Source organism: Amycolatopsis sp. WAC 01375 (assembly GCF_003947325.1).
Taxonomy (GTDB): Bacteria; Actinomycetota; Actinomycetes; order Mycobacteriales; family Pseudonocardiaceae; genus Amycolatopsis.
The window spans coordinates 73,052-98,550 of the sequence record NZ_QHHW01000045.1 but is presented as its reverse complement, the minus strand read 5'-3'; the positions used below and the strand labels follow the sequence as shown (position 1 = coordinate 98,550).

The window sequence follows — 25,499 nt, the reverse complement described above, 5'->3', positions numbered from 1 at the left end:
CCAGTGCCGGTGGTCATAGCGTCAGGGAAACGCCCGGTCCCATTCCGAACCCGGAAGCTAAGCCTGACAGCGCCGATGGTACTGCAACCGAAGGGTTGTGGGAGAGTAGGACACCGCCGGACTAACATTGAACAAAGACGGGCCCAGGCCGGTTGAGAACCCCGAGTTCTCCCGACCCGGGCCCGTCTTTTTTCATACCCGAAACCCGGGACACCCGTGACCAGACGGCCAACACCCGTGACCACACAGACGACACACGTGATCAGACGGACGACACGGCATAGCGGCCTCCCCGGCCTCGTGTCGTCCCCCTGATCACACGTGCCGTCCACCGGATCACACGAGTTCCGGCTTCAATCACGCGAGTGTCGGGTCCAGACACGCGAGTTACGGCCCTGAACACGCGAGTTACGCGACCTAGGTGTCGACCGCACGAGTGGACTCGAGCACCTCGGGCCCCGCGCCCGTGACCGAACCCGGAACTCACGTGACCGGACTCGTAACTCACGTGATCAGAGACGTAACTCGCGTGAATAGAAGCGTAACTCGCGTGATTGAAGCCGTAACTCACGTGATTGAAGCCGTAACTCACGTGAATAGAGGCGTCACGGGTCCAGACACGCGAGTTACGGCCCTGATCACGCGAGTTACGGGGCTGGACACGCGAGGGGCGGGAGTGGAGGGGTGGGAGTGGAGGGGACCGCGGCGGGGGTTAAGGGGTTAGGGCGGGGAGGGTTTCGCTGAGGGGGCCGCGGACGACGGCGGAAGCCATGGAGTCGTAGGGCGTTTCGGAGCCGTTGCAGATCACCACGTCGGCGCCGGCCCGGGAAGCGACGCTCACCAGTGAGGCGGCAGGCTGCACGCTCAGCGAGGACCCGGCCACCAGCAGGAGGTCGCTCTCGGAGACGGCGGTCCGCGCGGCTCGGAGCAGGTTCTGGTCCAGGTGCTGGCCGAACGACACGGTGGCCGACTTCAGGATGCCGCCGCACAGCAGGCAGGGCGGGTCGGCCTCGCCCGCTCGGACCCGCTCCAGCGTCGAGCGCATGTCCTGGTGATCGTCACAGGACAGGCAGACGGACTCGAACATCGTGCCGTGCAGTTCCAGCACCCGCTCCGGCGTGAAGCCCGCCTTCTGGTGCAGCCGGTCGATGTTCTGGGTGACGACATGCGTCGGCGCCAGGCGCACGAGCGCGTAGTGGGCGGCGTTCGGTGCCGCGTCCCAGCCGGGGTGTACCAGCCGCGCCTGCCACGTGCGTTCGCGTACCTCGCGACTTTCTCGGTACGCCTGGAGGTTCGACATCTTCTCCGCGGTCGGGTCGCGGGTCCACAGGCCCTGCGGGCCGCGGAAGTCGGGGATCCCCGAATCCGTGGAGATCCCGGCGCCGGTCAGTGCGACGACCCGGCCGGCGCCGGCCACGAGGGAGCGGGCGGTGCTCAGGGTGCTGGTCACCCGCTCATCATGCCTCTAGTTGAGCGCGCTGCCCGCTTGCCAGTCCGCCCACGACTTCGACCAGTCGCCGTAGAGGTCCCAGACCGGCAGCTGCGGGCCGCCGGAGTTGGTCACCTCGACGACGTCGCCGAGCCCCATGTTCTGGTAGAACCACTGGGCGTTCGCGGCGTTGAGGTTGATACAGCCGTGCGACACGTTCGAGCTGCCCTGCGCGCCGACGCTGTTCGGGTTCTCGTGGACGAACTCGCCGTCGTTGGAGATCCGCAGCGACCACTTCTCGTTCGCCTTGTAGTACCCCGGCTGGCCCTGGCAGACGCCATAGGTGCACGAGTCCATCGTGTAGTTCTCGTGTTTGTCCGAAATGACGTGGGCGCCCAAATGTGTGGGCGTAGCGTCCTTGCCCATGGAAATGGGCATCGATTTCGCCAGTGTGCCGTTGTGGAAGATCTGCATCTGCTCGGTGTTGCCGTCGGCTTTCGCGACCCAGGAATCGTGCACTTTGTACGTTTCCGTGCGGTCGGTCGCGCCGTAGACGCCATTGCCGAAATCGACGCCGTAGATCATCGCCGAAACCTTGAGCGTCGTCCCCGGCTGCCAGTACACCTTGGGGCGGTAGTGGACGTTCTTGTCGTCGATCCAGTACCAGGAGCCCTCCTGCTTCGGCGTGGACTCCACCGACAGCTTCTTCTCCACCTCGGCCTTGTTCTTCACCGGCTGGCCGAAGGCGAACACGATCGGCTGCCCGACGCCGACACCACCGGACGTGACCGCGGCGGGTGCCGGGATCAGGTTCGGGTTCGCCTGCTGCTTCGGGCTCAGCGTGGAGACCCTGCTCTGCTGCTCGACGGGCTTCCCGTCAGTGCCCTGGGCGTGCGCCACGATCTTGTAGGTGCTGCCGTAGCCGAGCGGCTCGGTGGTCTTCCAGCTGAGCCCGTCGCCCGCCAGTTCGCCCTTCACCTGGTTGCCCTTGTCGGCGTTGCTGACGGTGACGTCGATCAGCTTGCCGTGTTCGGCCTTGACCACCACCGGGATCGCCGGATTGACGTTCGTCCCGCCCGCCGGGTCGATGGTCACCGAAACCGGGCTTTCCTCCGACCCGGCACTGTTGCCTGCTGAATTCGGAGTGTCGCCAGCGGGTGAGCAGGCCGAGAACAGCACTACTGCGGCGAGTATTCCGGCCGTCGAAAGTAATGTCTTCTTGGGAAACATGTGATTCTCTTTTTACGTCGCTCGATCAGCGGAAAGTTCTCTTTCAAAACTACGCGACGAAGAAGACGTGATCGATGCCGGATGGTTGCCTGTCAGGCCACGACGAGACCCGGGGCACCATAAAGTCCGGGGCCATCGACGCTCAATTCGCCCAAATAGGTCTTCGCGGCCTCATAAGCCTCGGCGGTGAGTGTCGTGGTGTGGCTGAAGTCCAGGGGACTGACGCGCACCGGCTTCGGCCCCGGCACGTAGACCACGGGTACCTCGGCCGCGGCGATGGGCGCCTCCAGTACGGCCTGGTTCCGCATGCTGATCATCGCGGTGAACATCATCACCTCGGCGAAGGTTTGCGGGGTGCCGGGCATCTTGCCGGGGAAGGCACAGTCGAGGACGACGAGCGACTTCGCGCCCATGGCGAGTGCCTGGCGCATCGGCACGTTGGCGACCAGGCCGCCGTCGTAGAGCATGCGCTCCCCGAACGGCACCGGCGGATAGATCCCCGGGATCGCGCAGCTGGCCAGCAGAGGCGCCAGTACGGGCCCGGAACGGATGAGCAGCGGTTCGGCGGTGTCGACGTCGGTCGCGACGACGCCCAGCGGCAGCGCGAGATCCTCGAACCGGACGCCCTCGCCGATGTGCTCGTCGATGATCGCGGCGAGCCCGGTGTTGGGGAACAGGTTGGTCTTGCTGTGCCGCAGGGTCCGCACCTGGCTGAGCACGCCGCCGGGGAACGCCTCGTGCCGCGTCATCCGCGACCAGATCCGATCGAGCCGGGCGCCTGCCTCACCCTCGAGCGCGAGGACGGCGGCGTTCAGCGAACCCACCGAGGTGCCGACGACGAGGTCGGGCGCGATCCCTCTTTCGGTGAGCGCCCGCAGCATCCCGACCTGCATGGCGCCGAGACTGCCTCCACCGCCGAGGACGAAACCGATCGGCTGGGGCAGGTTCAAGGCGGCCATGCCCGGAATCTAGTCCTCCGCGCCGACCTTCGCCGGAGTGGCGTCTTCGACCGTGACGGCGGCGAGCGCCTTCTTCTTCTTGTAGCGCAGCAGGAAGAACACGGCGACACCCACCAGCACCCCGACGATCACCAGGCCGCCGGTGTTGAGCACGCCTTCGACCTTCTTGGCGGCCTCGCCGAGGGCGGCGCCGATGCCGATGTGGATGGCCGACCAGCAGGCCGCGCCCGCCGCGGCGGCGGGCAGGAACTTGCGGAACGGCAGCCCCGATGTCCCGGACGCCGCCGGGGTCAGCGTGCGGATCACCGGGAGGAACCGCGCGAAGAACACCGCCCACGCGCCTCGCCGTTCGAGCACGCCGGTCGCCTTGTCCCAGGCGTCGAGGCCGTACTTGCGGATCAGCTTCGTCTCACGCAGGCGCGGGCCGAAGCGTTTGCCGATCGCGTAGCCGAGCGAGTCGCCGAGTGCGGCGCAGACCGTCACGACGGCCCACAGGGTCAGGAACCGGGAGACCGACGTCGCCGTCGTGGCCGCGACCAGCAGCCCGGACTCGCCGGGCGCGATGAAGCCGAGCCCGATGGTGCATTCGGCGAACACCAGTCCGCCGGTCGCCGCGACCAGTCCCGGTTCCGGGAGACTCTGCAGCCAATTGAGAAGATCAGTTACCAACGCCACCAGGTCACTTTACTGATTCGTGACCTGGTGGGTGGCGATGTCGCGGAGAGGGTGACCGGAGTCACCGTGCCAGCAGCGAGCTGGCTTCCTGTGCGGCGGGTCCTTCGGCGGCGAGATGGGCCAAGTTCTCCGACAGCGGCTCGCCGCGGTGGGCCTTCGTCTGGGCGAAAAGGCGACCGGCGCGGTACGAGGAGCGTACGAGCGGCCCGGCCATGACGCCGGCGAAGCCCATCGCCTCGGCGGCGTTCGAGTGCTCGACGAACTCTTCGGGCTTGACCCACCGGTCCACCGGGTGGTGACGAGGTGAGGGGCGCAGGTACTGGGTGATCGTGAGGATCTCGCAGCCGGCGTCGACCAGGTCCTTCATCGCGGGCGCGACCTCTTCGGGGGTCTCGCCCATGCCAAGGATCAGGTTCGACTTCGTCACCAGGCCGGCCTCGCGAGCGCGGGTGATCACTTCGAGCGACCGCGCGTAGCGGAAACCGGGCCGGATCCGCTTGAAGATGCGGGGCACCGTCTCCACGTTGTGCGCGAGCACCTCGGGGCGGGAGCCGAAGACTTCGGCCAGCTGGTCGGGGTCGGCGTTGAAGTCGGGGATCAACAGCTCGACACCGGTACCCGGGTTCAGCGCGTGGATCTGGCGCACGGTCTCCGCGTACAGCCACGCGCCGCCGTCTTCGAGGTCGTCACGCGCGACACCGGTGACGGTCGAATAGCGCAGGCCCATCGCCTGGACGCTTTCGGCGACCTTGCGCGGCTCGGTGCGGTCCAGCTCGGCAGGCTTGCCGGTGTCGATCTGGCAGAAGTCACAGCGCCGAGTGCACTGGTCGCCACCGATCAGGAACGTCGCCTCACGGTCTTCCCAGCATTCGTAGATGTTGGGGCAACCGGCTTCTTCGCAGACGGTGTGCAGGCCTTCGCGGCGCACCAGGCCTTTGAGTTCGGTGAACTCCGGACCCATCCGCGCGCGCGTCTTGATCCACGGCGGCTTCTTTTCGATGGGAGTCTGGGAATTCCGGACCTCGAGCCGCAACAGCTTGCGGCCATCTGGGGCAGCACTCACTCCGTCACCCTACGCCCGCCGGAGCAGTGGTCGCCGCTCACGCGGGGTCGGGGGTGACGCCCGTCAACTTGGTGGTCACGTCCCACAACGCGGCGCCGAGCGATTCGCTCCTCGCGGCCGTCAGAGGACGCACCTTGACCGGGGCGCCGCGAAGTCCGCCGAGCCCGCGAGGGCCGATGTAGTCGCCGCCTTCGACCTCGGGGGAGGTCGCCGCGAACAGCTGCGGCAGCGTGCCCTGGCGGGCGTTCTGCGCGATGAAGATCTCGCCGATCCGGTTGCCCGCGCCGACGAGCGCGCGCACCACCGGGTTGCGGTAGGAGCGGGCCATCCCCGAACCGAGTCCGGTCCATGTGTAGCCGGGGTGTGCCGCGACGCTGACGACGTCCTCGCCCGCGGCGCGCAGCCTGCGGTCGAGTTCGAGCGCGAACACCTGATTGGAGAGTTTCGACTGGCCGTAGGCCGAACCCGGGTTGTACATCCGGCGTTCGAAGTTCGGGTCGGCGACGTCGATGCGCGCACCTGTCGCCGCGACACTCGACAAGGTCACGACACGCGCTCCCGAGCCGTCGCGCAGCGACGGCATCAGCAGCCAGGTCAGCACCGCGTGCCCGAGATGGTTCGTGCCGAACTGGGTCTCGAAGCCGTCTTTGGTGTGACCGCGCGGCGTCGCCATCACGCCCGCGTTGTTGACCAGGACGTCGAGCTTGCCGCCAGTCAGTTCCTGGACCTTCTTCACGGCTTCGCGGACCGAGTCGAGATCGGCGAGGTCCAGCCGGACGAGTTCGGGCACTTCCCCGGTCGCGGCCGCGCGAACCTGCTCCAGCGCCTTGGCGCCGCGCTCCGGCGACCGGCAGCCGAGCAGCACGCGGGCCCCCTTGCCCGCGAGCACCTCGGACATGCGCAGTCCGAGCCCCGAGTTCGCCCCCGTGACGAACACGGTCCGGCCGGTCTGATCAGGGATGTCGGCTTCGGTCCAGCGCGCGTGAGCAGCCATGTCGGTACCTAACTACATCGTCGGCAGCGTCGCCACGCCGGATCAGGCGCTCGGCGCGAGCAACCGGAGCAGGTGACCCATGGGGCTGCGGCGGCGGGCGGGTTTCGCGTGCCGTCCGTGCCGGAGCAGGGTGGCGAACGCGCTGCCGACCTTGGTGATCTCTTCGGCCGGTTCGTTGCCGTCGGCCAGTCCCGCCGTCAGCGCGAGAGTGCGCAGTTCGGCTTCGTGCGACGGGATCAGCGCGGGGCGCCGTTCGAGGGCCGCGTCGAGAACGGCGCGGAGGGTCTCGTGCTCGGCGGTGGCGCTGTTCCAGGCGCGGGTGACGGCTTCGACCCTGTCGAGCGCGAGGTCCTGGTCGGCGTAGTCCGGATCGGTCATCTCGGCGCGGAGGTGACCGGCGAACACCTGGTTCCACTTGTACCGAAGCGCGAGCAGGAGCTCGTCCTCGGTGGCGAAGTACTTGGTGGCGCCAGGGATTGCTTCGAGTGAGATCGCGTCGGACGGGTGGTGACCCGCCTGGCGCAGTGCGGCTTCGAGGATGTCGCGCCGCTGGTAGAAGTCGTTCCAGCTCATGATTATGGGCTCCCCTCCGTGACCCGGTTCATACCGCAGGTTTGCGGCATACTCCCGGTACGGACCTGACAGGAGCCAACATACCATGGGTATGGAGTGGGACCGGCGGCGTAAAGTTGTGAAGGTGGCGACAATGAGGTCAAGGCGGCTGGACTATTCCGAGTCCACCCGGTCGGCACTCGTCGAGAGTGCTGTGGAGCTGTTCACCAAACGCGGGTACGCCGGCACGTCTCTCGACGAGATCGCCAAGCGGGCCAGGGTGACGAAGGGCGCGCTCTACCACCATTTCAGTGGGAAGCAGGCGCTGTTCGAGGCTGCCTTCGACACGGTCGAGAGCCAGGTCTTCGACCGGCTCGAAAAGATCATGAACGGCCCGGCCTCGCCGTGGGAGCGGGCGCTGTCGGGGCTTCGCGGCTTCCTGCAGAGCTGCCTCGACCCGGCGTACCAGCGCATCGCGATCCACGAGGCGCCGGTGGTGATGGGCTGGGAGCGCTGGCGCGAGGCGGAAGAACGGTGCAGTTTCGGCCTGGTCCGCACCGGGATCCAGGCGCTCATCGAGGTCGGCGAGGTCGACGACGTCCCGGTGGACGTCACCGCGCGGCTGCTGTTCGGCGCTTTGTCGAGCGCCGCCATCGAGATCGCGAGTTCACCGGAGCCGAAGAAGGTCAGCGCCCAGGTCGAGGAGGTCCTGGTGCGGCTGCTCGTCGGATTCCGCCGGGTTCCGCCCGCCGAGCACGGGAAAGCGAGCTGACGAAGCCGTCTATAGGGTGGCTTCGTGGACCTCAGGATCTTTACCGAGCCCCAGCAGGGGGCCAGCTACGAAGACCTGCTCCGGGTGGCCAAGGCCACCGAGGACGCGGGCTACGACGCCTTCTTCCGCAGCGATCACTACTTGAAGATGGGTTCGGCGACCGGCCTGCCCGGGCCGACCGACGCGTGGATCACCCTCGCGGGTCTCGCCCGTGAGACCAGCCGTGTCCGGCTGGGCACCCTCGTCACCGCCGCCACCTTCCGGCATCCGTCGGTGCTGGCGATCTCGGTCGCGCAGGTGGACCAGATGTCCGGCGGCCGTGTCGAACTCGGCCTCGGATCGGGCTGGTACGACGACGAGCACACCGCGTACGGCCTCGACCTGCCGCCGATCAAGGAGCGGTTCGACCGGTACGCCGAGCAGCTCGCCGTCGTCACCGGGCTGTGGGAAACGCCGGAGGGGGAGACGTTCTCCTTCGACGGCGAGCACTACAAGCTCGTCGGCTCGCCAGGCCTGCCCAAGCCCGCGCAGCGGCCCCGGCCGCCGGTGATCATCGGCGGTGGCGGCAAGAAGCGCACCCCGGCGCTCGCCGCCCGCTACGCCGACGAGTTCAACCTGCCGTTCGTGGGGCCCGACTTCGCCGCCGAGCAGTTCGGCCGCGTCGACGACGCCGCACGCCAGATCGGCCGCGATCCCAAGGAGATCCTCCGTTCGGCCGCGCTCGTCGTCGCCGTCGGCCGTGACGAGGCCGAGGTCGCCAAGCGCGCCGGCGTGATCGGCCGTGAGGTTTCGGAGCTGCGGGAGAACGGGCTCGCGGGGACGCCGTCGGAGGTCGTCGAGAAGATCGGGCAGTGGCGCGAGAAGACCGGGATCACCCGGCTCTACCTGCAGCTGCTGGACCTTTCGGATCTGGACCAGATCGAGCTGATCGCTTCCGAGGTCGCTCCTCAGCTGGACTGAAGTACGTGAAGGCCCCCTTCATTGCGCTAGACGCGGTGAAGGGGGCCTTCATGTACTTGGGTCAGTTCTGCAGGGCGAAAGTGACGCCGGGGGCGGCGGGTGCCTCGGGACGCGGCAGCCAGCGCTCGTCGTTCACCGGGAGGTCGCCATCCAGCGCGGCGAGCACGGCTTCGCGCGCCATCGGCAGCACGGAAGCCACGGTGACCTCGCGGTCGAGCTCGTAGGAAAGCGAAGTGACGCCCGCGTCCCGGATGCCGCACGGGACGATCTTGTCGAAGGCACCGAGGTCGGGGTCGCAGTTCAGCTCGAAACCGTGCATGGTCACGCCGCGCTGGACGCGGATGCCGATCGCGGCGATCTTCCGCTCGACGCCGCGGTCGTCGGCCGGGATCCAGACGCCGCTGCGGCCCTCGACCCGGCCGGTGTGCACGCCGAGCTGATCGCAGACGGTGATCAGGGCCTCTTCGAGACGCCGGACGTAGTGCACGACGTCGATCGGGTCGGCGAGTTTGATGATCGGGTACCCGACCAGCTGACCTGGCCCGTGCCAGGTGATCTTGCCGCCGCGGTCGACGTCGATCACCGGGGTGCCGTCAGTCGGCCTGTCCTCGGCTTCGGTGCGCTTGCCCGCCGTGTACACCGACGGGTGCTCCAGCAGCAGCATGGTGTCCGGGCCATCACCGTCGGCACGCGCTGTCACGTGCTTTCGCTGGAGTTCCCAGGCTTCGGTGTAGTCGATCGTCCCGATCTCGCGGACGTCGACGGGCTCGGCGGAGGCGCGGCATGACGTGGTCGAAGAGCTCACGTCAGCGACACTACGCCGGGTCTTCCGGCAGGGGGAGCAGGCCCAGCCCGGCCGCCGAAATCAGGCCGACGCCGCCCACGGCGAGTACGGATCCCGCGGTGTCGGTCAGCCAATGCACGCCCAGCACGATGCGACAGAGCGCACCGACCGCCGTCGCCGCGGCGGCGATCGTCATCGCGAGCCGCGCCAGATGCGGACGGGTCCACGCGCACAGCAGCACCGCGACGAACCCGGTGCACGCGACGGCGACCACGTGTCCGCTCGGATAGCTCAGATCGGGGAATTCGCGAGGCCGTTCCCGGTAGAAGACCGGTTTCGCGATCAAGCTGGTCATCCGGCACAACAGCAGGACGACGGCCAGTTTGACGCACAACACGGTCAGGTCCCGGCGGCGCCAGGCGAGCACCGCCAGCACCGCGCCGAGCGCGAACGGGAGGACCGGGCCGAGGACGTTCGTGACCAGACCCGCCACGTGCCCGGAGGCCTGGGTGTGCTGGCCGCGGAACGCGTCGGCGAGGGCGACGTCCACCGGCGGCGGCCGCTGGTCGACGTACAACCCGAGGGTGACGAAACCGATCAGCAGCAGCGTTCCGGCGAGGGTGTACAGGCCGCGCCGCACGGTCATGTCGCGGCGGCCAGCGCGTCCTCGAGGGTCGGATGGCGGAACGCGTAACCCGCCTCCTCCAGTACCCGGGGCAGGGCGCGCTGCCCGAACAGCGCCATCTCCTCGGCCGCCTGCCCGAGGGCGATCTTCATGGCGAAACCCGGCACCTGCCAGATCGCCGGCCGGTGCACGGCGCGGGCCAAGGTCTTCGTGAAGGCGGCGTTCGTGGCGGGCTGCGGTCCGCAGAGGTTCACGGGACCGGACAGAGATTCGTTCTCCAGCGCGAAAACGATCGCGCCGACCTCGTCGTCGAGCGAGATCCAGGGCATGTACTGCTTACCGCCGCCGAGTTTCCCGCCGAGCCCCAAGCGGAACAGCGGCCGCAGGACGTCCAGGAGCCCGCCATCGCGCGCAAGCACCAGCCCGGTGCGGACGCGGACGACCCGGGCACCCGCGGTGGCCGCGCTCTCGGTGGCGCCCTCCCACGCGGTGCAGAGCCCGGCGAGGAAACCGCGCCCGACCGGACTCGATTCGTCCACAATGGAGGGACCGGGATCGCCGTAATAGCCGACGGCGGAGGCGTTGACCAGCACGGGGATCCCGTGCTCGGCGACGGCTTCCGCGAGTACCTCGGTCGGTTCGACCCGGCTGTCGAGGAGTACCTGTTTGCGGGCCGCGCTCCAGCGCCCCGGCAGCAGGGGCGCGCCCGCGAGGTTCACCACGGCGTCGACCCCGTCGAGCGCGCCGTCGGCGATCTCCCCGGCCGGGGGATCCCAGCGGCGCTCGTCGGCCGCCCGCTCCTCCCGGCGCACAAGGCGGACCACTTCGTGCCCGGACCGGCGTAACCGGGTCGTCAGGGAGGTGCCGATCAGTCCGCTCGCGCCCGCGATCAGAACTCGCATGATCCGATCGTGTCCTATCCGCGATCCGGTCGCACGCTCAGGTTCTTCAGTTGCCCGGCGACGTCGGAGGCGGCGGTGAGCAGCACCAGCACCGGGATCGTCGCGGCGGGGCGGAGCCGGTAACTGCCGCGTTTGTCCTGCTCGACGATTCCGGCGCCGGTCAGCGCCTTGAGGTGGTGGTACAGCTGGCCGGGAGACCCGAGTTCGGCGGCTTCCTGCAGGGCGGGCGCGGTCTGCGCGCCCTTCTCGGCCAGCGTCCGCACGAGCGCCACTCGCGCGGTGCTGGACAGGGCCGCGAGCACTTCGACCCGCGGCCCGTCCGCGAACGCCAGCATCGGGCCGGGCGTGACGTTGATCGCCCAGCTCAATTCGAGGGGCTCGGTGAGTTCGCCGTGGTAGCCGACCAGGCCGCCGGGGCTCGCCGCGGGCTCGGCCTGGTGCTCGCTGTGCTGGTTTTCGAGCGCGGCGACCCGTGCTTCCAGGGCGGCGATCCGGTCGGCGAACTCAGCGTTCATGCCGGTTATCTATACCGTCGCCTCAGCGGAGCGCTCGTTCCAGGGCGGTGAACCGCGCCGGGTCGGACAGCGCCGCGAGCACGAGATCGATGAGCGGCACGGCGTTCTGCATGTCCTGGTCGCTCACGCCGGTGAGCAGGACGGCGGCCGTACCCGATCGTCCGCCCGGCCAACGGACGGAAAGACCGATGGTCAGCGAACGCGGCAGGCTTCCGCCCTTGAAGAGCACTTCGCTCGCTCCGGGCGGTACGCGGTCCGCCAGCGGCTTCGCGAGGATCTCGCGCGCGGGTGTGTAGAGGCCCTTCGCGATACTGCGGTGAAGCGAGAACAGTTCCGACGCCGACCCTTGGCCGTGCCCCTTGATCCACGGCCACTGGGCATCGGAGGTGCCCGGCATGTCCGGCCAGCGCTCGAAGGCTTCGGCGCGGAACCGCGGATCGCGGACGAACCGTCGTGCGACCGCGTCGCCCATCGCCCGCCGGACGCCGACCGGGCTGCCGGGCGGGGGCGCGTACTCCGGCATCATCAGCATCAGGACCTCGCCGCCCAGCGAACGGGTGTCCGGCCTCGGCCAACCGCCCCGCGCCGCCGCCCGCCGGAGGGCGGGATCGCCGAGGCGGATGCGGAGATAGTCGGTCGCTGCGTTGTCGCTGAAGAGGATCATCGCTTCGGCGAGCCTCGCCAGGGGGACGCGCTGTTCGGGGTCCTTGGCGATACCGAAGTCGTCGCGGGGGACGCCCAGCCAATTGAGCGCCTGGAAATGCGCGCGGCCGTCGGCGACGAAGGGGTGGTGAGCGTCCCAGTCGCCCATCCGGATCTGTTCCTTCGGGTCGAGCCTGCCCTCGGTGACCGCGACGGCGTACGCGCTGAGATGCACGACCTTGATGGACGAGGCCAGCACACGCCGGGCGTCGGCGTCGCGCGCGGTACGGCGTCCCGCGCCGTCGTCGATCAGGACGGAGACATCGCCGCGGTGGGCGGCGATCCAGTCGAGCCAGCCCTGTGCGGTCGTCGTGTCCGGCTGGGCCGCGCTCGCGGTTCCCGGCAGCAGCAACGTCGCCGATCCCGCGGCGGCACCGGCCAGCAGATGGCGTCTCGTCAGCATGGGTGACATCCTTCCTCTAGTTTTCCGTAATTCCGGAATACTAGAGTTCCGGTGGCCTGTCAAACCCTCGCAAGTAGGTGACGAATTGCGGAGAGAAAGAAGAAGGCCCCCGCCCCGCCGAAGCGGGACGAGGGCCTTGATCGGCTACCCGAGGATCAGAGACCGAGCTCGTCCTCGAAGTTGCCCTCTTCCAGACGCTGCTTGATCGTCGTGACGAAGCGGCCCGCGTCGGCCCCGTCCACCAGGCGGTGGTCGTAGGTCAGCGGCAGGAACGCCATCGACCGGACGGCGATCGTGTCGTTGCCGTCGGCGTCCGCGATCACGACCGGGCGCTTCACGACCGCGCCGGTACCGAGCATGCCGGACTGCGGCTGCACGATGATCGGCGTGTCGAACAGGGCGCCGTTGGAGCCGATGTTCGTGATCGTGAAGGTGCCGCCCGACAGCTCGTCCGGCTTGATCTGGCCCGAACGCGCGCGGCCCGCGAGGTCCGCGATGCGGTGCGCGAGACCGGCGAGGCTGAGCTCACCCGCGTCGTGGATGACCACCGACAGCAGACCCTTTTCGGTGTCCACCGCGATCCCCAGGTGCACCGCACCGTGGTAGGTGATCTCCTTCGTGTCCTCGTTGTAGGACGCGTTGACGTTCGGGTGCTGCTTGAGCGCCTCGACGGTGGCCTTCGCGAAGAACGGCAGGAACGTCAGGTTGACGCCCTCGCGCTCCTTGAAGGCAGCCTTCGCCCGCTGACGCAGCTTGGCGACCTTCGTGACGTCCACCTCGTGGACCTGCGTGAGCTGCGCGGAGATCTGCAGCGACTCGCGGGTCTTCGTGGCGGTGATCTGACGGATCCGGCTGGCCTTCTGCACGGTGCCGCGCAGAGCGGCGAGCTCCGGCGAAACCGCGGCCTTGCGCGGAGCCGACGGGGCGGCGGCGGGAGCCGGGGCGGCGGCAGCGGGCTGCGCGGCGGGAGCCTGGGCGGCCTTCTGCTTGGCCTCGGCGGCCGCGAGCACGTCCTGCTTGCGGATGCGGCCACCGACACCGCTGCCGGTCAGCGACGACAGGTCGATGCCGTGCTCCGTAGCGAGCTTGCGGACCAGCGGCGTCACGTACGGCGCGTTGTCCGAGCCGTTGTCGCTGCTCGCCGCCGGCTTCGGGGCCTCGGCCTTGGGAGCCGGGGCGGGCTTCGGCGCGGGAGCCGCTTCGGCCTTGGGTTCGGGCTTCGGTTCCGGTTTGGGTTCCGGCTTCGGCTCGGGCTTGGGTTCCGGCTTGGGCTCGGCCTTCGGAGCCGGGGCGGAACCGGCGGCACCGATCACCGCGAGCACCCCGCCGACCTCGACGGTCTCGTCCTCACCGGCGCGGATCTCCAGCACGGTGCCGGCGACCGGGGACGGGACCTCGGTGTCGACCTTGTCCGTGGAGATCTCGAGCAACGGCTCGTCGACCTCGACGCTCTCGCCGACCTGCTTGAGCCACCGGGTGACGGTGCCCTCGGTGACGCTCTCGCCCAGCTCGGGCAGCTTCACCTCGGTGCCTTCACCACCCGAAGCCGGCGCGATGTCCGGCTGGGACGGCGCGGAGGCCTCCTCCTGCGCGGGCTCCGGCTCGGGCTCGGGCTGCGCCTCTTCGGCGGCGGGCTCGGCGGAACCGGAGGACTCCGGCACCCCGCCGGTCCCGTCGTCGATGACGGCGAGCTCGCCGCCGACCTCGACGGTCTCGTCTTCCTGCGCGCTGATCTTCACGACCTTGCCGGCGACCGGGGACGGGACCTCGGTGTCGACCTTGTCCGTGGAGATCTCGAGCAACGGCTCGTCGACCTCGACGGTGTCGCCCTCCTGCTTCAACCACCGGGTGACGGTGCCCTCGGTGACGCTCTCACCGAGCTCCGGCAACGTGACGGAGTAGGCCATCGTTCGCTGACTCCCTTGATATGTCTTGCTTGGTCTGATTCTTCGACGGTGAGACGTCAGCTGTGGACGTGCAGCGGCTTGCCCGCGAGGGCGAGGAACGCTTCACCGAGGGCCTCGGTCTGGGTGGGGTGCGCGTGGATGAGGGGAGCCACGTCCTCGGGGAACGCCTCCCAGCTGTAGATCAGCTGTGCTTCGCCGATCAGCTCGCCGACGCGGTCGCCCACCATGTGCACGCCGACGACCGGCCCTTCCGGAGCCTTGATCAGCTTGACCCCACCGGAGGTCTTGAGGATCTGGCTCTTGCCGTTGCCGCCGAGGTCGTAGGTGAAGGTGGTGACCTCGGAGCCGTACTTCTCCTTCGCCTGCGACTCGGTGAGCCCGACCGAAGCGACCTCGGGGTGCGAGTAGGTGACGCGCGGGATGCCGCTCTCGTCGATCACGCGCGGCTCCTGGCCGGCGATCTCTTCCGCGACGAAGATGCCCTGCTGGAACCCGCGGTGCGCGAGCTGCAGGCCGGGGACGATGTCACCGACGGCGTAGACGTTCGGCAGGTTGGTGCGCAGGCGGTCGTCGGTGAGGACGAAGCCGCGCTCCATCTTGACGCCGGCCTCCTCGTACCCGTGCCCGGCCGAGTTCGGGCCGCGGCCGACGGCGACCAGCAGCAGGTCGGCTTCCAGCGTCTCGCCGGATTCCAGTGACACGCTCACACCGTTGTCGTCCTGCTTGGCGCCGGTGAACCGGACACCGGTCTTGAAGCCGATCTTGCGACGACGGAAAGCGCGCTCGAGCTGCTTGGACGCGTACTCGTCCTCGTTCGGGACCAGGCGGGGCAGCGCCTCCACGATGGTGACGTCGACGCCGAAGGACGCCCAGACGGACGCGAATTCGACACCGATGACACCACCGCCGAGGACGATGACCTTCTTCGGAATGTAGTCCAGCGAAAGCGCCTGCTCGCTCGCGATGATGCGGCCGCCCAGCTCGAGGCCGGGCAGCGTCTTCGAGTACGAGCCGGTGGCGAGAATGACGTTCTTGCCGGTGTAGCGGGTGCCTTCGACCTCGACGGTCGTGCCGCCGACGAACGTTCCGGTGCCCTCGACGAGGTTCACCTTGTGCGCCTTGGCCAGGCCCTGGAGGCCCTTGTACAGGCGGGAGACGATCCCGTCCTTGTACTTGTTGACCCCGGCGATGTCGATGCCTTCCAGCACGGCCTTGACACCGAAGGTCTCGGCGTCGCGGGTCTCGTCGGCGACCTCCGCCGCGTGCAGGAGGGCCTTGGTCGGGATGCAGCCTCGGTGGAGGCACGTCCCGCCAAGCTTGTCCTTTTCGATCAGGGTGACGGAAAGGCCCAGCTCGGCCGCGCGGAACGCGGCGGCGTAGCCGCCCGATCCGCCACCCAGGATCACAAGGTCGGCGGAGGTGTCGGTCACTTCAATAACTCCTCGGCAAGCGGTAGGGGTGGAGCTCTGGCGCCGCTTCGCGCGGTATACGCGCGCGCGGACACTTGCCATCTTGTCACTACGTGTGGAGAGCCTGCGACCTAGGCCGCGTCCTGTGACCCACGGGACACGGCCCGCGTGGGTCACCACGGGGAGCACACGCCCGAGTCGGGATAATGGACATCGGACACGAGTGGGAAGTGAGGTGGTCGGAGTGGGTCTGTTCGACTCGCTGCGCCGGCGCTCCAAAGGCGGGCAAAAGCCCGGTACGCTGCGGAAAGCCTCTTCAAACGACTTCAAGCATCTCGAGGAGTGGGCCTCTTCGAGGACCGGTGTCGAGGCCTATGTGGAGCCCAAGACCAACGTCACGGAGACCACCGTCGTCCTCATCGCCCATGACGGCGAGTGGACCAGGCGCCGGATCGAGAGCCTGGACGCGGCGCAGCAGTTCGGCCGCAAACGGTCCATCCCCGTGTACGAGGTCGCCCGGGTCGGCTACCCGAAGCGGATGCGGGAGTACACCGAGCGTAAGAAGCGCGGCGAAGCCTGAGGCCCTGGTGATCGCGGGACCGTGGTCCGTGAAGGACTCCTTGAGGGACTCTGGGTCTCTCAAGGAGTCCTTCACGGACTCGAACACGCACCTCTAGCCCCAGTAGTCCCACCAATCACAGCGATGGCGCGTGAAGGTGCCGTCCCAAGTACGTGAAGGACCCCTTCACGTACTTCGAGCGACCAGGGTGCCGGAAAGCGTCGGTCACGGTGGTCTTGAGTGGCGATTCGGGTTATTGAGGGGTAAGGCAAAAGGTGGAGTGCTCGCGGAAGCTTGTTTCGCGACTCTGACCTCCAGAGGCTTGCCGACCGTCCACAGAGGACGCGAATCACGGGAAATGTCTGCTTGCTCCTAGTTTGACCGTATCGGTAAGTACGTGATGGCCCCCTTCCTTGCGTCTAGCGCAAGGAAGGGGGCCATCACGTACTTACCTGCCCGAGCCAGCGCGAAAACCGCCGGACCGCGAACCACTCCTGGCATCGACCCTCAAGGTAGGCAACGAGGCCTTGACGGACCGACGAGCGCCGCTGGACCCATACGCCACGCTTGCCTTACCCCTCAATAACCTGCCATACCACTCACGAGGCCTGTGCCAGCAACAGCAGGTGCCGCTCGAGCAGCGCCCGGAACGTCGGGTGCACGGTCGTGCCCAAAGCCGGGTCGATCTCGACCGTCCGCCACTGCTCCCCGGCGGCGGTGAGCAGCACGACGGCCGGGTCCGCGATCACGACGACGCCGCCTTCCGCGCGGAGTTCCGCCGTCCCGAGAAGCCGGGGGAAGACGACGTCGGCGGGCAGGCCGTCGCAGGTCAGCAGGAACTCTCTGTAATCAGCGGGCAGCCGGAGTCCGAGGCGTGCTTCGGCCGAGTCGATGTTCCTGGCCGAGGCCGCCGGGGGCACGGTGCCGCCGCCGCGCAGCCGGAGGATGCCCGCGATCATCTCGCGCCACGATCCGGTGTCCGGCGGGTAGCGCTCGTACAGCGCCGCGACCAGCGCTCCTGCGCACAGCCCCGTCCACTCGCCGAGTCCGAGCGGGTCGGCTCCGGTGGCTAGACGCGGCGCGAGCCGTCGTGTCGCGGCGAGCACGGCGACGTCCGGGCGGCCCTGGCGCGAGGCGATCCCGGCCCAGGCGTCGAGGTCGCCGCGCGAGACGGCGTCGCGTAACCGGTCCGGACGCGATGGCCCGAGGTGCGAGACGACCTCGCCGATCGGGGAGCCGCCGAGCAGACCGTCGAGATCGGACACTCGCCGGGCGAGGTACTCGTCGTGGGCACGTTCCTCGGCGTCGAGATCGAGCGGAGTCAGCGCGGCCGCCCATTCCGGCCGCGCGCCGTACGCCTCGAAGAGCATCGCCCACGCGCGGGCCTGCACGGCGCCGGGAACGAGCGCGGTGACGGGACGTTCGGTGAGCGCGTGCCAATGCGTGATCAGCCTGTCGGCTTCCGCCATCGCCCCGGACGCGGCGAACAACAGTGCCGCGTGCGCGATCCGGTCGTCGAGCGTCGCGTCTTCACCGCTCAGCACATCCTTTATCGCACCTTCGAGATACGCGTCCCTGTCCACGGAAACGACCTTGCCACAACGGGGTTCGCCCTGCCCGCCGCCTCATGGGGCAGTTCATCGGGCCATGCGTTGACGGCTGCTCCATTCGGCAGCCACGCTGGTGACATCCGCATCGACCGGATCGACCGGACGGCGTCGCGCCGGATTTCCCGCGACGCCGAATCCGATTGTTCTCCGCGCGTGGATGACAAAAGGGGTGGGGAATGGCCGTCACTTCCATCGGCATGGTGTTCTTCCCGCACTGCGACCTGCACGTCGCGCGGACCGGAACACCTCCGCTCCGGGTGTCCTTCCAGGCACTGACCTTCGACGACGGCAAACCCGATCGCTACGCGCTCGCGGACATCACCAAGGAATGCGCCTTCGATTTCTTCGCGCCCCACAAAGAGGTCGGGAAGCGGCTGGAAGGTCTCCCGTCCGTCGACCCGCTGACCGGCTTGGTGACCGCGAGGGAACTGGGCGTCTTCCTGTTCCAGGTGCGCTGGCGGGAGATCTACCTGGTCGGTCGCCTGCAGGTACATGATCGCGCCGAGTCCTGGTGGTTCGGCAATGACTCCATCACCACGGCGTTCGAACCGGATCGGCCGGGAAATCCGGGGGTGGCGCACGCGCAGCCGTCGCTCTACGCGAAGTTCAGCGACGACGCCACGGGCGCCGATCGAATCGGGGACATCACCGGGCACGGCTACGTGACGCTGACTCCCGACGACGCGGCGAAGCTCGCGATAACACCGCAGGGCCGTCTGCGCGGGCTCGCCGAAACAGTGGATCCCACCCTGCCGACGGGGATCAAAGGCACTTTTCTCGGCGTGACGAACGGCTTGCCGGTGCGGGTGGTCGACTACGCGAAGACCCGCCAGGACCTGATCCCGGTGCAGACGCCCGACGTGGCGCACGCGGATGACCTGGCCGACATCGTCTTCATCCCGGAAGGGTTCATCGACGACCCCGCCGACCGCGCCCTGTTCGACGAAGTCGTCACCAAGACCGTGCAGGACATCTTCGACAAGCCGAGGCATGAGCCGTACGCGATGCTCGAAGGGAGCTTCAACATCTTCAAGGCTTTCCTGCCCTCGCGCGAGCATTATCTCACTACGGGTTTCCGGGTCACGGACGAGAATTTCTCCAAGGCGATCCCCATTCCTTTCAACGGGAAAGCGGGCGAGAAGGAAACCAGCTACACGATGCAGCAACTGGTGGCCAGGGTCGGCCTGCCGATGCACAACGAAAGCCGGTTCGACCCGCTGTCGATCTGGATCACGCAGAGCCTCAAGGATTTCGACCCGAACCTGGTGGACAGCCAGCTGATCGCCCGGTGGAAGACCCACGACGCGGCGGGGATCCTGCACGCGCGCGACACGGTCTTCGGTATGTATCTCGGCAGGCGTGCCGGCGATCGGCCGTTCGGGTCTTCGACCCCTCAGGTGACCCCGCCGCCCGCGGACACCCCGTCACCGGCGCTCAGCGCTTTCGTCGCGAGGGTCTACGAGTTCTACGACTTCGGCAACACCCGCGGGCTGACCCCCGATCCGCGACGTCACCCGCCGGAACGCCACGGGGGCAACCGGGAGAATCCCGGCGGCTCGCTCATGCGGTACCTCGGCGGTCTGCGATACGGGTTCGCGCCGTTCCATCCCATCGGCCCGAACTGGGTGCCCGACGCCACGAAGTTCAAACCGAGCCGGGGCCTGGTCGCCATGATCTGCTACGACGACCTGCAGGGCGGGTCGAACATCGACGCCCGTACCACCGCCGCGCAGACGATGGGCAGCGCGCGCACGCTGCAGATCGTCTACGCGGACACCGTCGACAAACGGGAGATGCGGCGCCGCGACCCACTGGCCGGGGTGGTTCCGGACATCGCGGGCGTCGCGAATGTCGTGGCACACGAGTTCGGGCACAGTTTCAACCTCGGTGACGAATACGAGTCGGCGAACGGCGACGGCCGGGCGGCCACGCAGACGACCGATGCCGATTTCGACAACCTCACGGTGCTGGGATTCCTGCGTGACCCGAGTTCGCCCGCCCCCGGCAGGCTGGTCGATCCGACGAAGATCAAATGGCTCGAACTGCCGAGAGCGGTCCTGTCGGCGAAGCTTCAGGTGCCTTCGGAGAATGTCGCGGGCGGGATCAAGGTGACGATCGATCCTCGCTACATCGGCAAATGGGAGCAGGCGGAAAAGGACGGGCTCGAAGTCCATCTGCGCAATTTCTCGATCACCCTCCAGGGGCGGCAGCTTCCCTTGGCGAGCGCCACCGGTCAGCACCTCGCCGGGCTGAAGGTGAGCGCGGTCGATCGGACGAAAGGCACCTTCGTCCTGACAGGGGCGGCCTCACCGCTGCCCGTGTACGCGCGTGGGTCCGTGGTCTACGTGCCGCTCAAGAACCAGGACGGTGCGGTGGTTCCCATCGTGCACCCGAAGGTGAAGGAGCGGATCTTCGTGGTGAAGGGCCCGATCAACCTGGACGAGGACCACGAGCACGTCCGGGACAAGGACGACAAGCCCCAGGACATCGAAGGGTTCACGCCACCTTGCAACTCGACAAGGACCATCGGCTTCTTCGAAGGCGGGAACGAGTTCTCCGGTGGCTTCTACCGGCCTTCCGGGTCGTGCAAGATGCGCAACCACATCGGTGAGGGGAACTTCTGGACGGAGGTCGGCCAAGACGCCGGTGCCTTCTGTTACGTCTGTAAATGGCTGATCGTCAACCGGGTGGACCCGGGCTATCACGCGATTCTCAGTGCCGCCTTCTATCCAGGGGAGCTGTGAAATAGCCGGGCCGGGCATGTTCGAGAAGGTCCTCGTCGAGATAGGGCAGGCCACCCTCCCGCTGCGTGACGCCGTGCGCTCGCCGGAGGCGTTCATCGTCTTCATGCAGAAGCTGGGCTGGCGGGTGGATGCCGTTCCACCCGCGCTGTCCGGACTCACGGCGGGGCTCGACACCCTCATGGATTCCCTGCGCGGCCTGCTCGGCGACGGAGGCCTTACCGTCGGTGGAAGCCCGTCCTCCGGGATCGAAGCCGAGTTCGACCCCGATGCCGTGGCCCGGGTGCTCAGCGCGGTGCAGGCCGTCATCGCCGGTGTCAACGGGATCGCCGCCGCGCCGGATTCGGCGATCCCGGAGTCCTTGCGGGTGGACGGGTTCCGGGAGAAGTTCCCCGGGCAGTTGCTCGACTTCCTGATCGTCACGTACCTGCGGCGCCACCATCCCGCCCTCGGCTTCGGGCTGCACAGTGTCGGTGTGATCAAGGGAAAGTACGCGCCGGCGGCCGGTAATCGCCCGCCGTACGCGCACATCACCTTCGATCCGGCCGCACTTCCCCGGTTGCTCGGCGAGCCGGGGCAGCTGCTCAAGGACGCTTTCGCCTGGGGGGAAGCGAACTTCGACTTCGCCGCGCTGGCTTCGCAGGTCGACAACCTTCTGATGAGCCTCGGGGTGGACGTCGACGTGCGGACGTTGCCGTCGAAGACCGCCGCGGTGCTGCGGGACGTCGAGCACGATCAGACGGCACCGTTGGTCAGGGCGGTCACGGGCACCGTTTTCGAACGGCTCCTCGCCCAGAACCGGCGGCTGGCGGCCGAAATCCGGCTGATCGAACTACCGGGAGCCGGCGGCGTCCCGCCGGGATTGGCGCTGCTGCCGTACTTCACCGGCACCCTGGGGGCCGAACTGCCCTTGACCGACGATCTCACCCTTCTCATCCGGAGCGAGCTCGATTTCGAAGGCGGCATCGCCCTCCGGATCCGTCCCGGTCAAGGGATCGAGACCGTCGTCGGTTTCGAAAAGGACTCACCCGGCAAGGTCGACGGCGCCATCGAGGTGACCGTCGAGCGCGGGGACAAGGCGGCCGAGCCCAATCTCCTGATCGGCTCGAAGGGCGGCACGAGGCTGCAGTTCCACAAGATCGCCGCGACCGGGGGCGTCCGGATCAGTGACGGCGTGGACGTTTTCGCCGAGTTCGAGATCAAGGGGCTCGAGTTCGTCTTCAAACCGGGCGGGGCCGACGGCTTCATCGCGAAGCTCCTGCCGGGCGACGGATTCACCGTCGGCGGCGACCTCGTCGTCGGGATCTCGCACGCGCACGGGTTCTACTTCCGGGGTTCGGCGAATCTCGAGGCGAACTTCGCGGCGCACCTCAAACTGGGGCCGCTCGAGATCCAGGGATTCGCGATCTCCGCGTCGCCGTCGGGGGACGGGATCCCGATCGGTCTCGGGACGACGTTCAAGGCCGGACTCGGCCCGATCACGGCGGTGGTGGAGCAGATCGGGCTCACCGCCGACCTCGCCTTCAAACCTGGCAATGACGGCAACCTCGGGCCGGTCGACCTGTCGCTGGGGTTCAAACCGCCCAAGGGGGTCGGGCTGTCGGTCGACGCCGGGATCGTCTCCGGCGGCGGATACCTGTACTTCGACCCGGATCGCGGGGAGTACGCGGGCGCGTTGGAGCTGGAGTTCGCCGGGCTGGTCGAGCTCAAGGCCATCGGGCTGATCACCACGCGGATGCCGGACGGTTCCGAGGGATTCTCGCTGCTGATCGTGATCGCCACCGAGTTCGGGGGCGGCGGGATCCAGCTCGGGTTCGGGTTCACGCTGCTCGGCGTCGGCGGGGTGCTCGGGCTCAACCGGCGGATGGACTTCGCCGCGCTGCTCGACGGCGTGGTCAACGGCGGCGTCGAATCGGTGATGTTCCCCAAGGACGTCATCGCGAACGCGCCGCGGATCATCAGCGACCTCCGGCGGTTCTTCCCGCCGGAGGAAGGCCGGTTCCTGATCGGGCCGATGGCGAAGATCGGCTGGGGGACACCGGCGCTGGTCACCGTCTCGCTCGGGGTGATCGTGGAGATCCCGCCGGGTAATGTCGCGATCCTCGGGGTGCTGAAATGCGTGCTGCCCAGTGAAGACGTCGCCCTGCTGAAACTGCAGGTCAACTTCATCGGCGCGCTTCAGGTCGACAAGTCGAGACTGTGGTTCTACGCCCAGCTCTTCGATTCGCGCATCCTGTGGATGACCATCGAGGGCGGGATGGGCCTGCTCGTCGACTGGAGCGACAACCCGGACTTCGTGCTCAGCGTCGGCGGATTCCACCCGTCGTTCAAGCCACCGCCGCTGCCGTTCCCGGTACCGCCGAGGCTGTCCATCGACATCCTCAACGCACCAGGACGGCTGATCCGCGTCTCCGGCTATTTCGCGGTCACCAGCAACACCGCCCAGTTCGGCGCCAAGGCCGAACTCCGCCTCGGTTTCGGCGGGTTCGGCATCGAGGGGCATCTCGCCTTCGACGCGCTGTTCCGGTTCTCGCCGTTCTCGTTCATCATCCAGATTTCCGCGGGTGTCTCGCTGAAGGCGTTCGGGGTCGGCGTGTTCGGCATCGATCTCGACTTCCAGCTGGAAGGGCCGACGCCGTGGCGCGCGCACGGCCGCGGGTCGATCTCGTTGCTGTTCTTCGAGATCTCGGCGGACTTCGACATCACCTGGGGCGAGGAACGCGACACGGCGCTGCCGCCGGTGGCGGTGCTCGGGCTGCTGGAGAACGAGGTCCGCAAAACCGAGGGCTGGCGGACCCGGCTGCCCGCCGGCGGGTTCAACCCACTGGTCACCCTGCGGCAGCTGCCGGGGATCGGCGATCCGGTACTGCACCCGCTGGGCTCGCTGTTCATCCATCAGCGCGCGATCCCGCTCGACGTCCGGATCGATCGCGTCGGCGCGCAGCGGCCCAGTGACGGCAAACGGTTCGGTGTCGTCCCGATCCCCGGCAGCGGGATGGAACGGGCGTCGATCACCGGTGACAAGTTCGCCATGGGGCAGTTCCAGGAGTCCGACGACGCGGCGAAGCTTTCCCGCGCCGCCTACGAGGATCAGAACGCCGGACTGGAGCTGGTCGCGGAAAAGGGCGCCATCGCCTCGCCGAGGGCGGTCCGCCGTAGCGCCAGGTACGAAATGTACATAGTGGACAATGAGCGGCCGGAAACGGTGACCACGCTGGGTATGCGCCGTCGCCGGGTCCGGATGGCGGCCAAGGCGCCCGCCGCGCCGAAGCTGTACAGCCCGCCGCCCGCGGTGTTCCGGACGCTGCTCGACGGCAGCAGCACCGCGCGTTCGCCGTTGTCCCAGCACGAAACCCGGTTGCGTCAGCCGTTCACGCCGGACGAGACGGTGCTCGTCACCGGCGATCGTTTCGTCGTCGCGTACCGCCGTAACAACCTGCAGGCGTTCCCGCCGTCGAAGGCCGGGTCGACGCTGGCGAACTTCCGGAGCGAGGCGAGCGCGGCCGACGCGATGGCGGACTGGATCGTCGCCGACGCGAGCCTCGCCGGGCAGCTGCACGTCCTGCGCCGCACCGAGGCCGGAGGCGCGGGCGTGACCGAGCCGGGCACGTGGTCGTCCGCGGGTGAGCCGCCGTCTTCGGCTTCCGGTGCCGACGCGGCTCGCCTCGTCGCGGGCAAGGTGCTCGTCGTCGGCGGCGCCGACGCGGCCGGGAAACCGGTGACCACCACGGCGTTGTTCGATCCGGTCTCGGTGAGCTGGGAAGCCGGGGTCTCGCGGTTGAAGTCGGCCAGGTTGCGGCACGGCACCGCGCGATTCGCCGACGGAAGGGTCGTGGTGGCGGGCGGACAAGGCGCGGACGGCACGCCGCTGGCCTCGGCCGAGGTGTTCGACCCGGCCACGAAGACCTGGGCGGACGCGGGGAACCTGACCACCGCCCGGTCCGGCCACACCGCGACGCCGGTCGGCGCCCAGGTGCTCGTCACCGGGGGCGTTTCGGCGCGGGGCGCGGCGCTGGCCTCGGCCGAGCTGCTGGACCCCCGGACTCTCCAGTGGACGCCGATCCTGCCGATGACCGACGCCCGCACCGGCCATCGGGCCGTCCTCCTCACCGACGAGAAGACCAAGAAGGTGACGGGCGTGCTCGTCGTCGGTGGCGCGGTGCCGACGGGGCAGGGCGAGCGGGCACTGGCCACCTGCGAGATCTACGACCTCGCCACGAAGGAATGGCTCCCGACCGGCGGCCTCGCCGTTCCCCGCAAGGGACACCAGGCGACCGTGTTGCCGGACGGGCGCGTGCTCGTCACCGGCGGCGACGCCGTCGGAGGGCTGCCGTACCGGCCGGAAAGCGTTGCCACGGCGGAGATCTACCACCCGGTCGACCGAACCTGGGCCAGGGTCGCCGATCTGCCCGGCGGCGGCCGGAGCGGGCACCGCTGCGTCGCCACACCGATCGGCGCGGTCGTGATCGGGGGCGTCGGGCGTCCCGGCGCGACCGCGGGCTATCGGGCCACAGTGGCCTTCGATCCCGGCTCCGGCGCCTGGCGGGCGACCGGCGCACCCGCCGATGGCCGCTGGGACTTCGCGGCCGTCGACCTGGCCGACGGCCGCGTGTTCGTCGCGGGCGGCCTGACCCGCACCGGGGCCTCCGCGCCGGGGCCGGAACCCGCCGAACTTTCCGCGACGGCCGAGATCTACCTGTCATGACCA

Annotated in this window: 20 protein-coding genes and 1 rRNA gene; 6 read left to right on the top strand and 15 right to left on the bottom strand. The window is 68.4% G+C overall.

Annotation, left to right across the window (positions count from 1 at the left end):
• The first annotated feature begins 5 nt into the window (after positions 1-5).
• Positions 6-122: ribosomal RNA gene (gene rrf, locus DL991_RS31300) — 5S ribosomal RNA — on the top strand.
• Positions 123-712: 590 nt separating this feature from the next.
• On the opposite strand, the gene DL991_RS31295 is transcribed toward rrf, so the two are convergent.
• The 7 genes from DL991_RS31295 to DL991_RS31265 all read right to left on the bottom strand — a co-directional run bounded on the left by DL991_RS31295 (position 713) and on the right by DL991_RS31265 (position 6,923).
• Positions 713-1,450 carry a Sir2 family NAD-dependent protein deacetylase gene (locus DL991_RS31295; RefSeq protein WP_125787957.1) on the bottom strand — a complete coding sequence of 246 codons (738 nt, stop codon included), beginning with the start codon at positions 1,448-1,450 and terminating at the stop codon, positions 713-715.
• Between the two features lie 15 nt (positions 1,451-1,465).
• Positions 1,466-2,659 carry an Ig-like domain-containing protein gene (locus tag DL991_RS31290; RefSeq protein ID WP_125787956.1) on the bottom strand — a complete coding sequence of 398 codons (1,194 nt, stop codon included), beginning with the start codon at positions 2,657-2,659 and terminating at the stop codon, positions 1,466-1,468.
• A 92-nt stretch (positions 2,660-2,751) separates the two neighbouring features.
• Positions 2,752-3,618: a patatin-like phospholipase family protein gene (locus DL991_RS31285; protein ID WP_125787955.1), complete on the bottom strand. Its 867-nt coding sequence runs from the start codon at positions 3,616-3,618 to the stop codon at positions 2,752-2,754.
• A 9-nt stretch (positions 3,619-3,627) separates the two neighbouring features.
• A complete protein-coding gene (locus tag DL991_RS31280) occupies positions 3,628-4,293 on the bottom strand; it encodes a DedA family protein (RefSeq protein ID WP_125787954.1) in 666 nt (221 codons plus the stop codon).
• Positions 4,294-4,354: 61 nt separating this feature from the next.
• The gene (gene lipA / locus DL991_RS31275) at positions 4,355-5,356 is read right to left on the bottom strand and encodes a lipoyl synthase (protein ID WP_125787953.1); all 1,002 of its coding nucleotides are present in this window, start codon (positions 5,354-5,356) and stop codon (positions 4,355-4,357) included.
• 37 nt (positions 5,357-5,393) lie between these two features.
• Positions 5,394-6,350 carry an oxidoreductase gene (locus DL991_RS31270; protein ID WP_125787952.1) on the bottom strand — a complete coding sequence of 319 codons (957 nt, stop codon included), beginning with the start codon at positions 6,348-6,350 and terminating at the stop codon, positions 5,394-5,396.
• Positions 6,351-6,392: 42 nt separating this feature from the next.
• On the bottom strand, positions 6,393-6,923 hold the full coding sequence (locus DL991_RS31265; protein WP_125787951.1) for a hypothetical protein: 531 nt from the start codon (positions 6,921-6,923) through the stop codon (positions 6,393-6,395).
• A gap of 133 nt (positions 6,924-7,056) precedes the next feature.
• Between DL991_RS31265 and DL991_RS31260 the strand changes: the two genes are divergently transcribed.
• A complete protein-coding gene (locus DL991_RS31260) occupies positions 7,057-7,674 on the top strand; it encodes a TetR/AcrR family transcriptional regulator (RefSeq protein WP_125787950.1) in 618 nt (205 codons plus the stop codon).
• Positions 7,675-7,698: 24 nt separating this feature from the next.
• Positions 7,699-8,634 carry an LLM class F420-dependent oxidoreductase gene (locus tag DL991_RS31255; RefSeq protein WP_125787949.1) on the top strand — a complete coding sequence of 312 codons (936 nt, stop codon included), beginning with the start codon at positions 7,699-7,701 and terminating at the stop codon, positions 8,632-8,634.
• Positions 8,635-8,695: 61 nt separating this feature from the next.
• Here DL991_RS31255 and lipB read toward each other — a convergent pair whose 3' ends face one another.
• From lipB to lpdA, 7 genes are all read right to left on the bottom strand, one after another.
• Entirely contained in the window at positions 8,696-9,439 is a 744-nt protein-coding gene (gene lipB / locus DL991_RS31250) for a lipoyl(octanoyl) transferase LipB (protein WP_125787948.1), read from the bottom strand.
• A 10-nt stretch (positions 9,440-9,449) separates the two neighbouring features.
• Positions 9,450-10,064: a phosphatase PAP2 family protein gene (locus DL991_RS31245; RefSeq protein WP_125787947.1), complete on the bottom strand. Its 615-nt coding sequence runs from the start codon at positions 10,062-10,064 to the stop codon at positions 9,450-9,452.
• Entirely contained in the window at positions 10,061-10,945 is an 885-nt protein-coding gene (locus DL991_RS31240) for a TIGR01777 family oxidoreductase (RefSeq protein WP_125787946.1), read from the bottom strand. Before DL991_RS31240 ends, DL991_RS31245 begins: the two co-directional genes overlap by 4 nt.
• A gap of 14 nt (positions 10,946-10,959) precedes the next feature.
• Complete coding sequence (locus tag DL991_RS31235) at positions 10,960-11,460, bottom strand: helix-turn-helix transcriptional regulator (protein WP_125787945.1); 501 nt, start codon at positions 11,458-11,460, stop codon at positions 10,960-10,962.
• A gap of 22 nt (positions 11,461-11,482) precedes the next feature.
• Positions 11,483-12,565 carry a serine hydrolase gene (locus tag DL991_RS31230; RefSeq protein WP_125787944.1) on the bottom strand — a complete coding sequence of 361 codons (1,083 nt, stop codon included), beginning with the start codon at positions 12,563-12,565 and terminating at the stop codon, positions 11,483-11,485.
• 155 nt (positions 12,566-12,720) lie between these two features.
• A complete protein-coding gene (gene sucB, locus DL991_RS31225) occupies positions 12,721-14,472 on the bottom strand; it encodes a 2-oxoglutarate dehydrogenase, E2 component, dihydrolipoamide succinyltransferase (protein WP_125787943.1) in 1,752 nt (583 codons plus the stop codon).
• 56 nt (positions 14,473-14,528) lie between these two features.
• Entirely contained in the window at positions 14,529-15,902 is a 1,374-nt protein-coding gene (gene lpdA, locus DL991_RS31220; protein WP_125787942.1) for a dihydrolipoyl dehydrogenase, read from the bottom strand.
• Between the two features lie 214 nt (positions 15,903-16,116).
• Between lpdA and DL991_RS31215 the strand changes: the two genes are divergently transcribed.
• On the top strand, positions 16,117-16,461 hold the full coding sequence (locus DL991_RS31215; protein WP_125787941.1) for an oxidoreductase: 345 nt from the start codon (positions 16,117-16,119) through the stop codon (positions 16,459-16,461).
• A 578-nt stretch (positions 16,462-17,039) separates the two neighbouring features.
• Here DL991_RS31215 and DL991_RS31210 read toward each other — a convergent pair.
• Positions 17,040-18,023 (bottom strand): SMI1/KNR4 family protein, encoded by a 984-nt coding sequence (locus DL991_RS31210; protein WP_125787940.1) that lies wholly within the window; start codon positions 18,021-18,023, stop codon positions 17,040-17,042.
• 203 nt (positions 18,024-18,226) lie between these two features.
• Here DL991_RS31210 and DL991_RS31205 point away from each other — a divergent pair, with 203 nt between their 5' ends.
• Both DL991_RS31205 and DL991_RS31200 read left to right on the top strand, forming a co-directional pair.
• Positions 18,227-20,794, top strand: a complete 2,568-nt coding sequence (locus DL991_RS31205; RefSeq protein WP_125787939.1) for a M64 family metallopeptidase — start codon at positions 18,227-18,229, stop codon at positions 20,792-20,794.
• A gap of 16 nt (positions 20,795-20,810) precedes the next feature.
• Positions 20,811-25,496, top strand: a complete 4,686-nt coding sequence (locus DL991_RS31200; RefSeq protein WP_233599080.1) for a DUF6603 domain-containing protein — start codon at positions 20,811-20,813, stop codon at positions 25,494-25,496.
• The last annotated feature ends 3 nt before the right edge of the window (positions 25,497-25,499 follow it).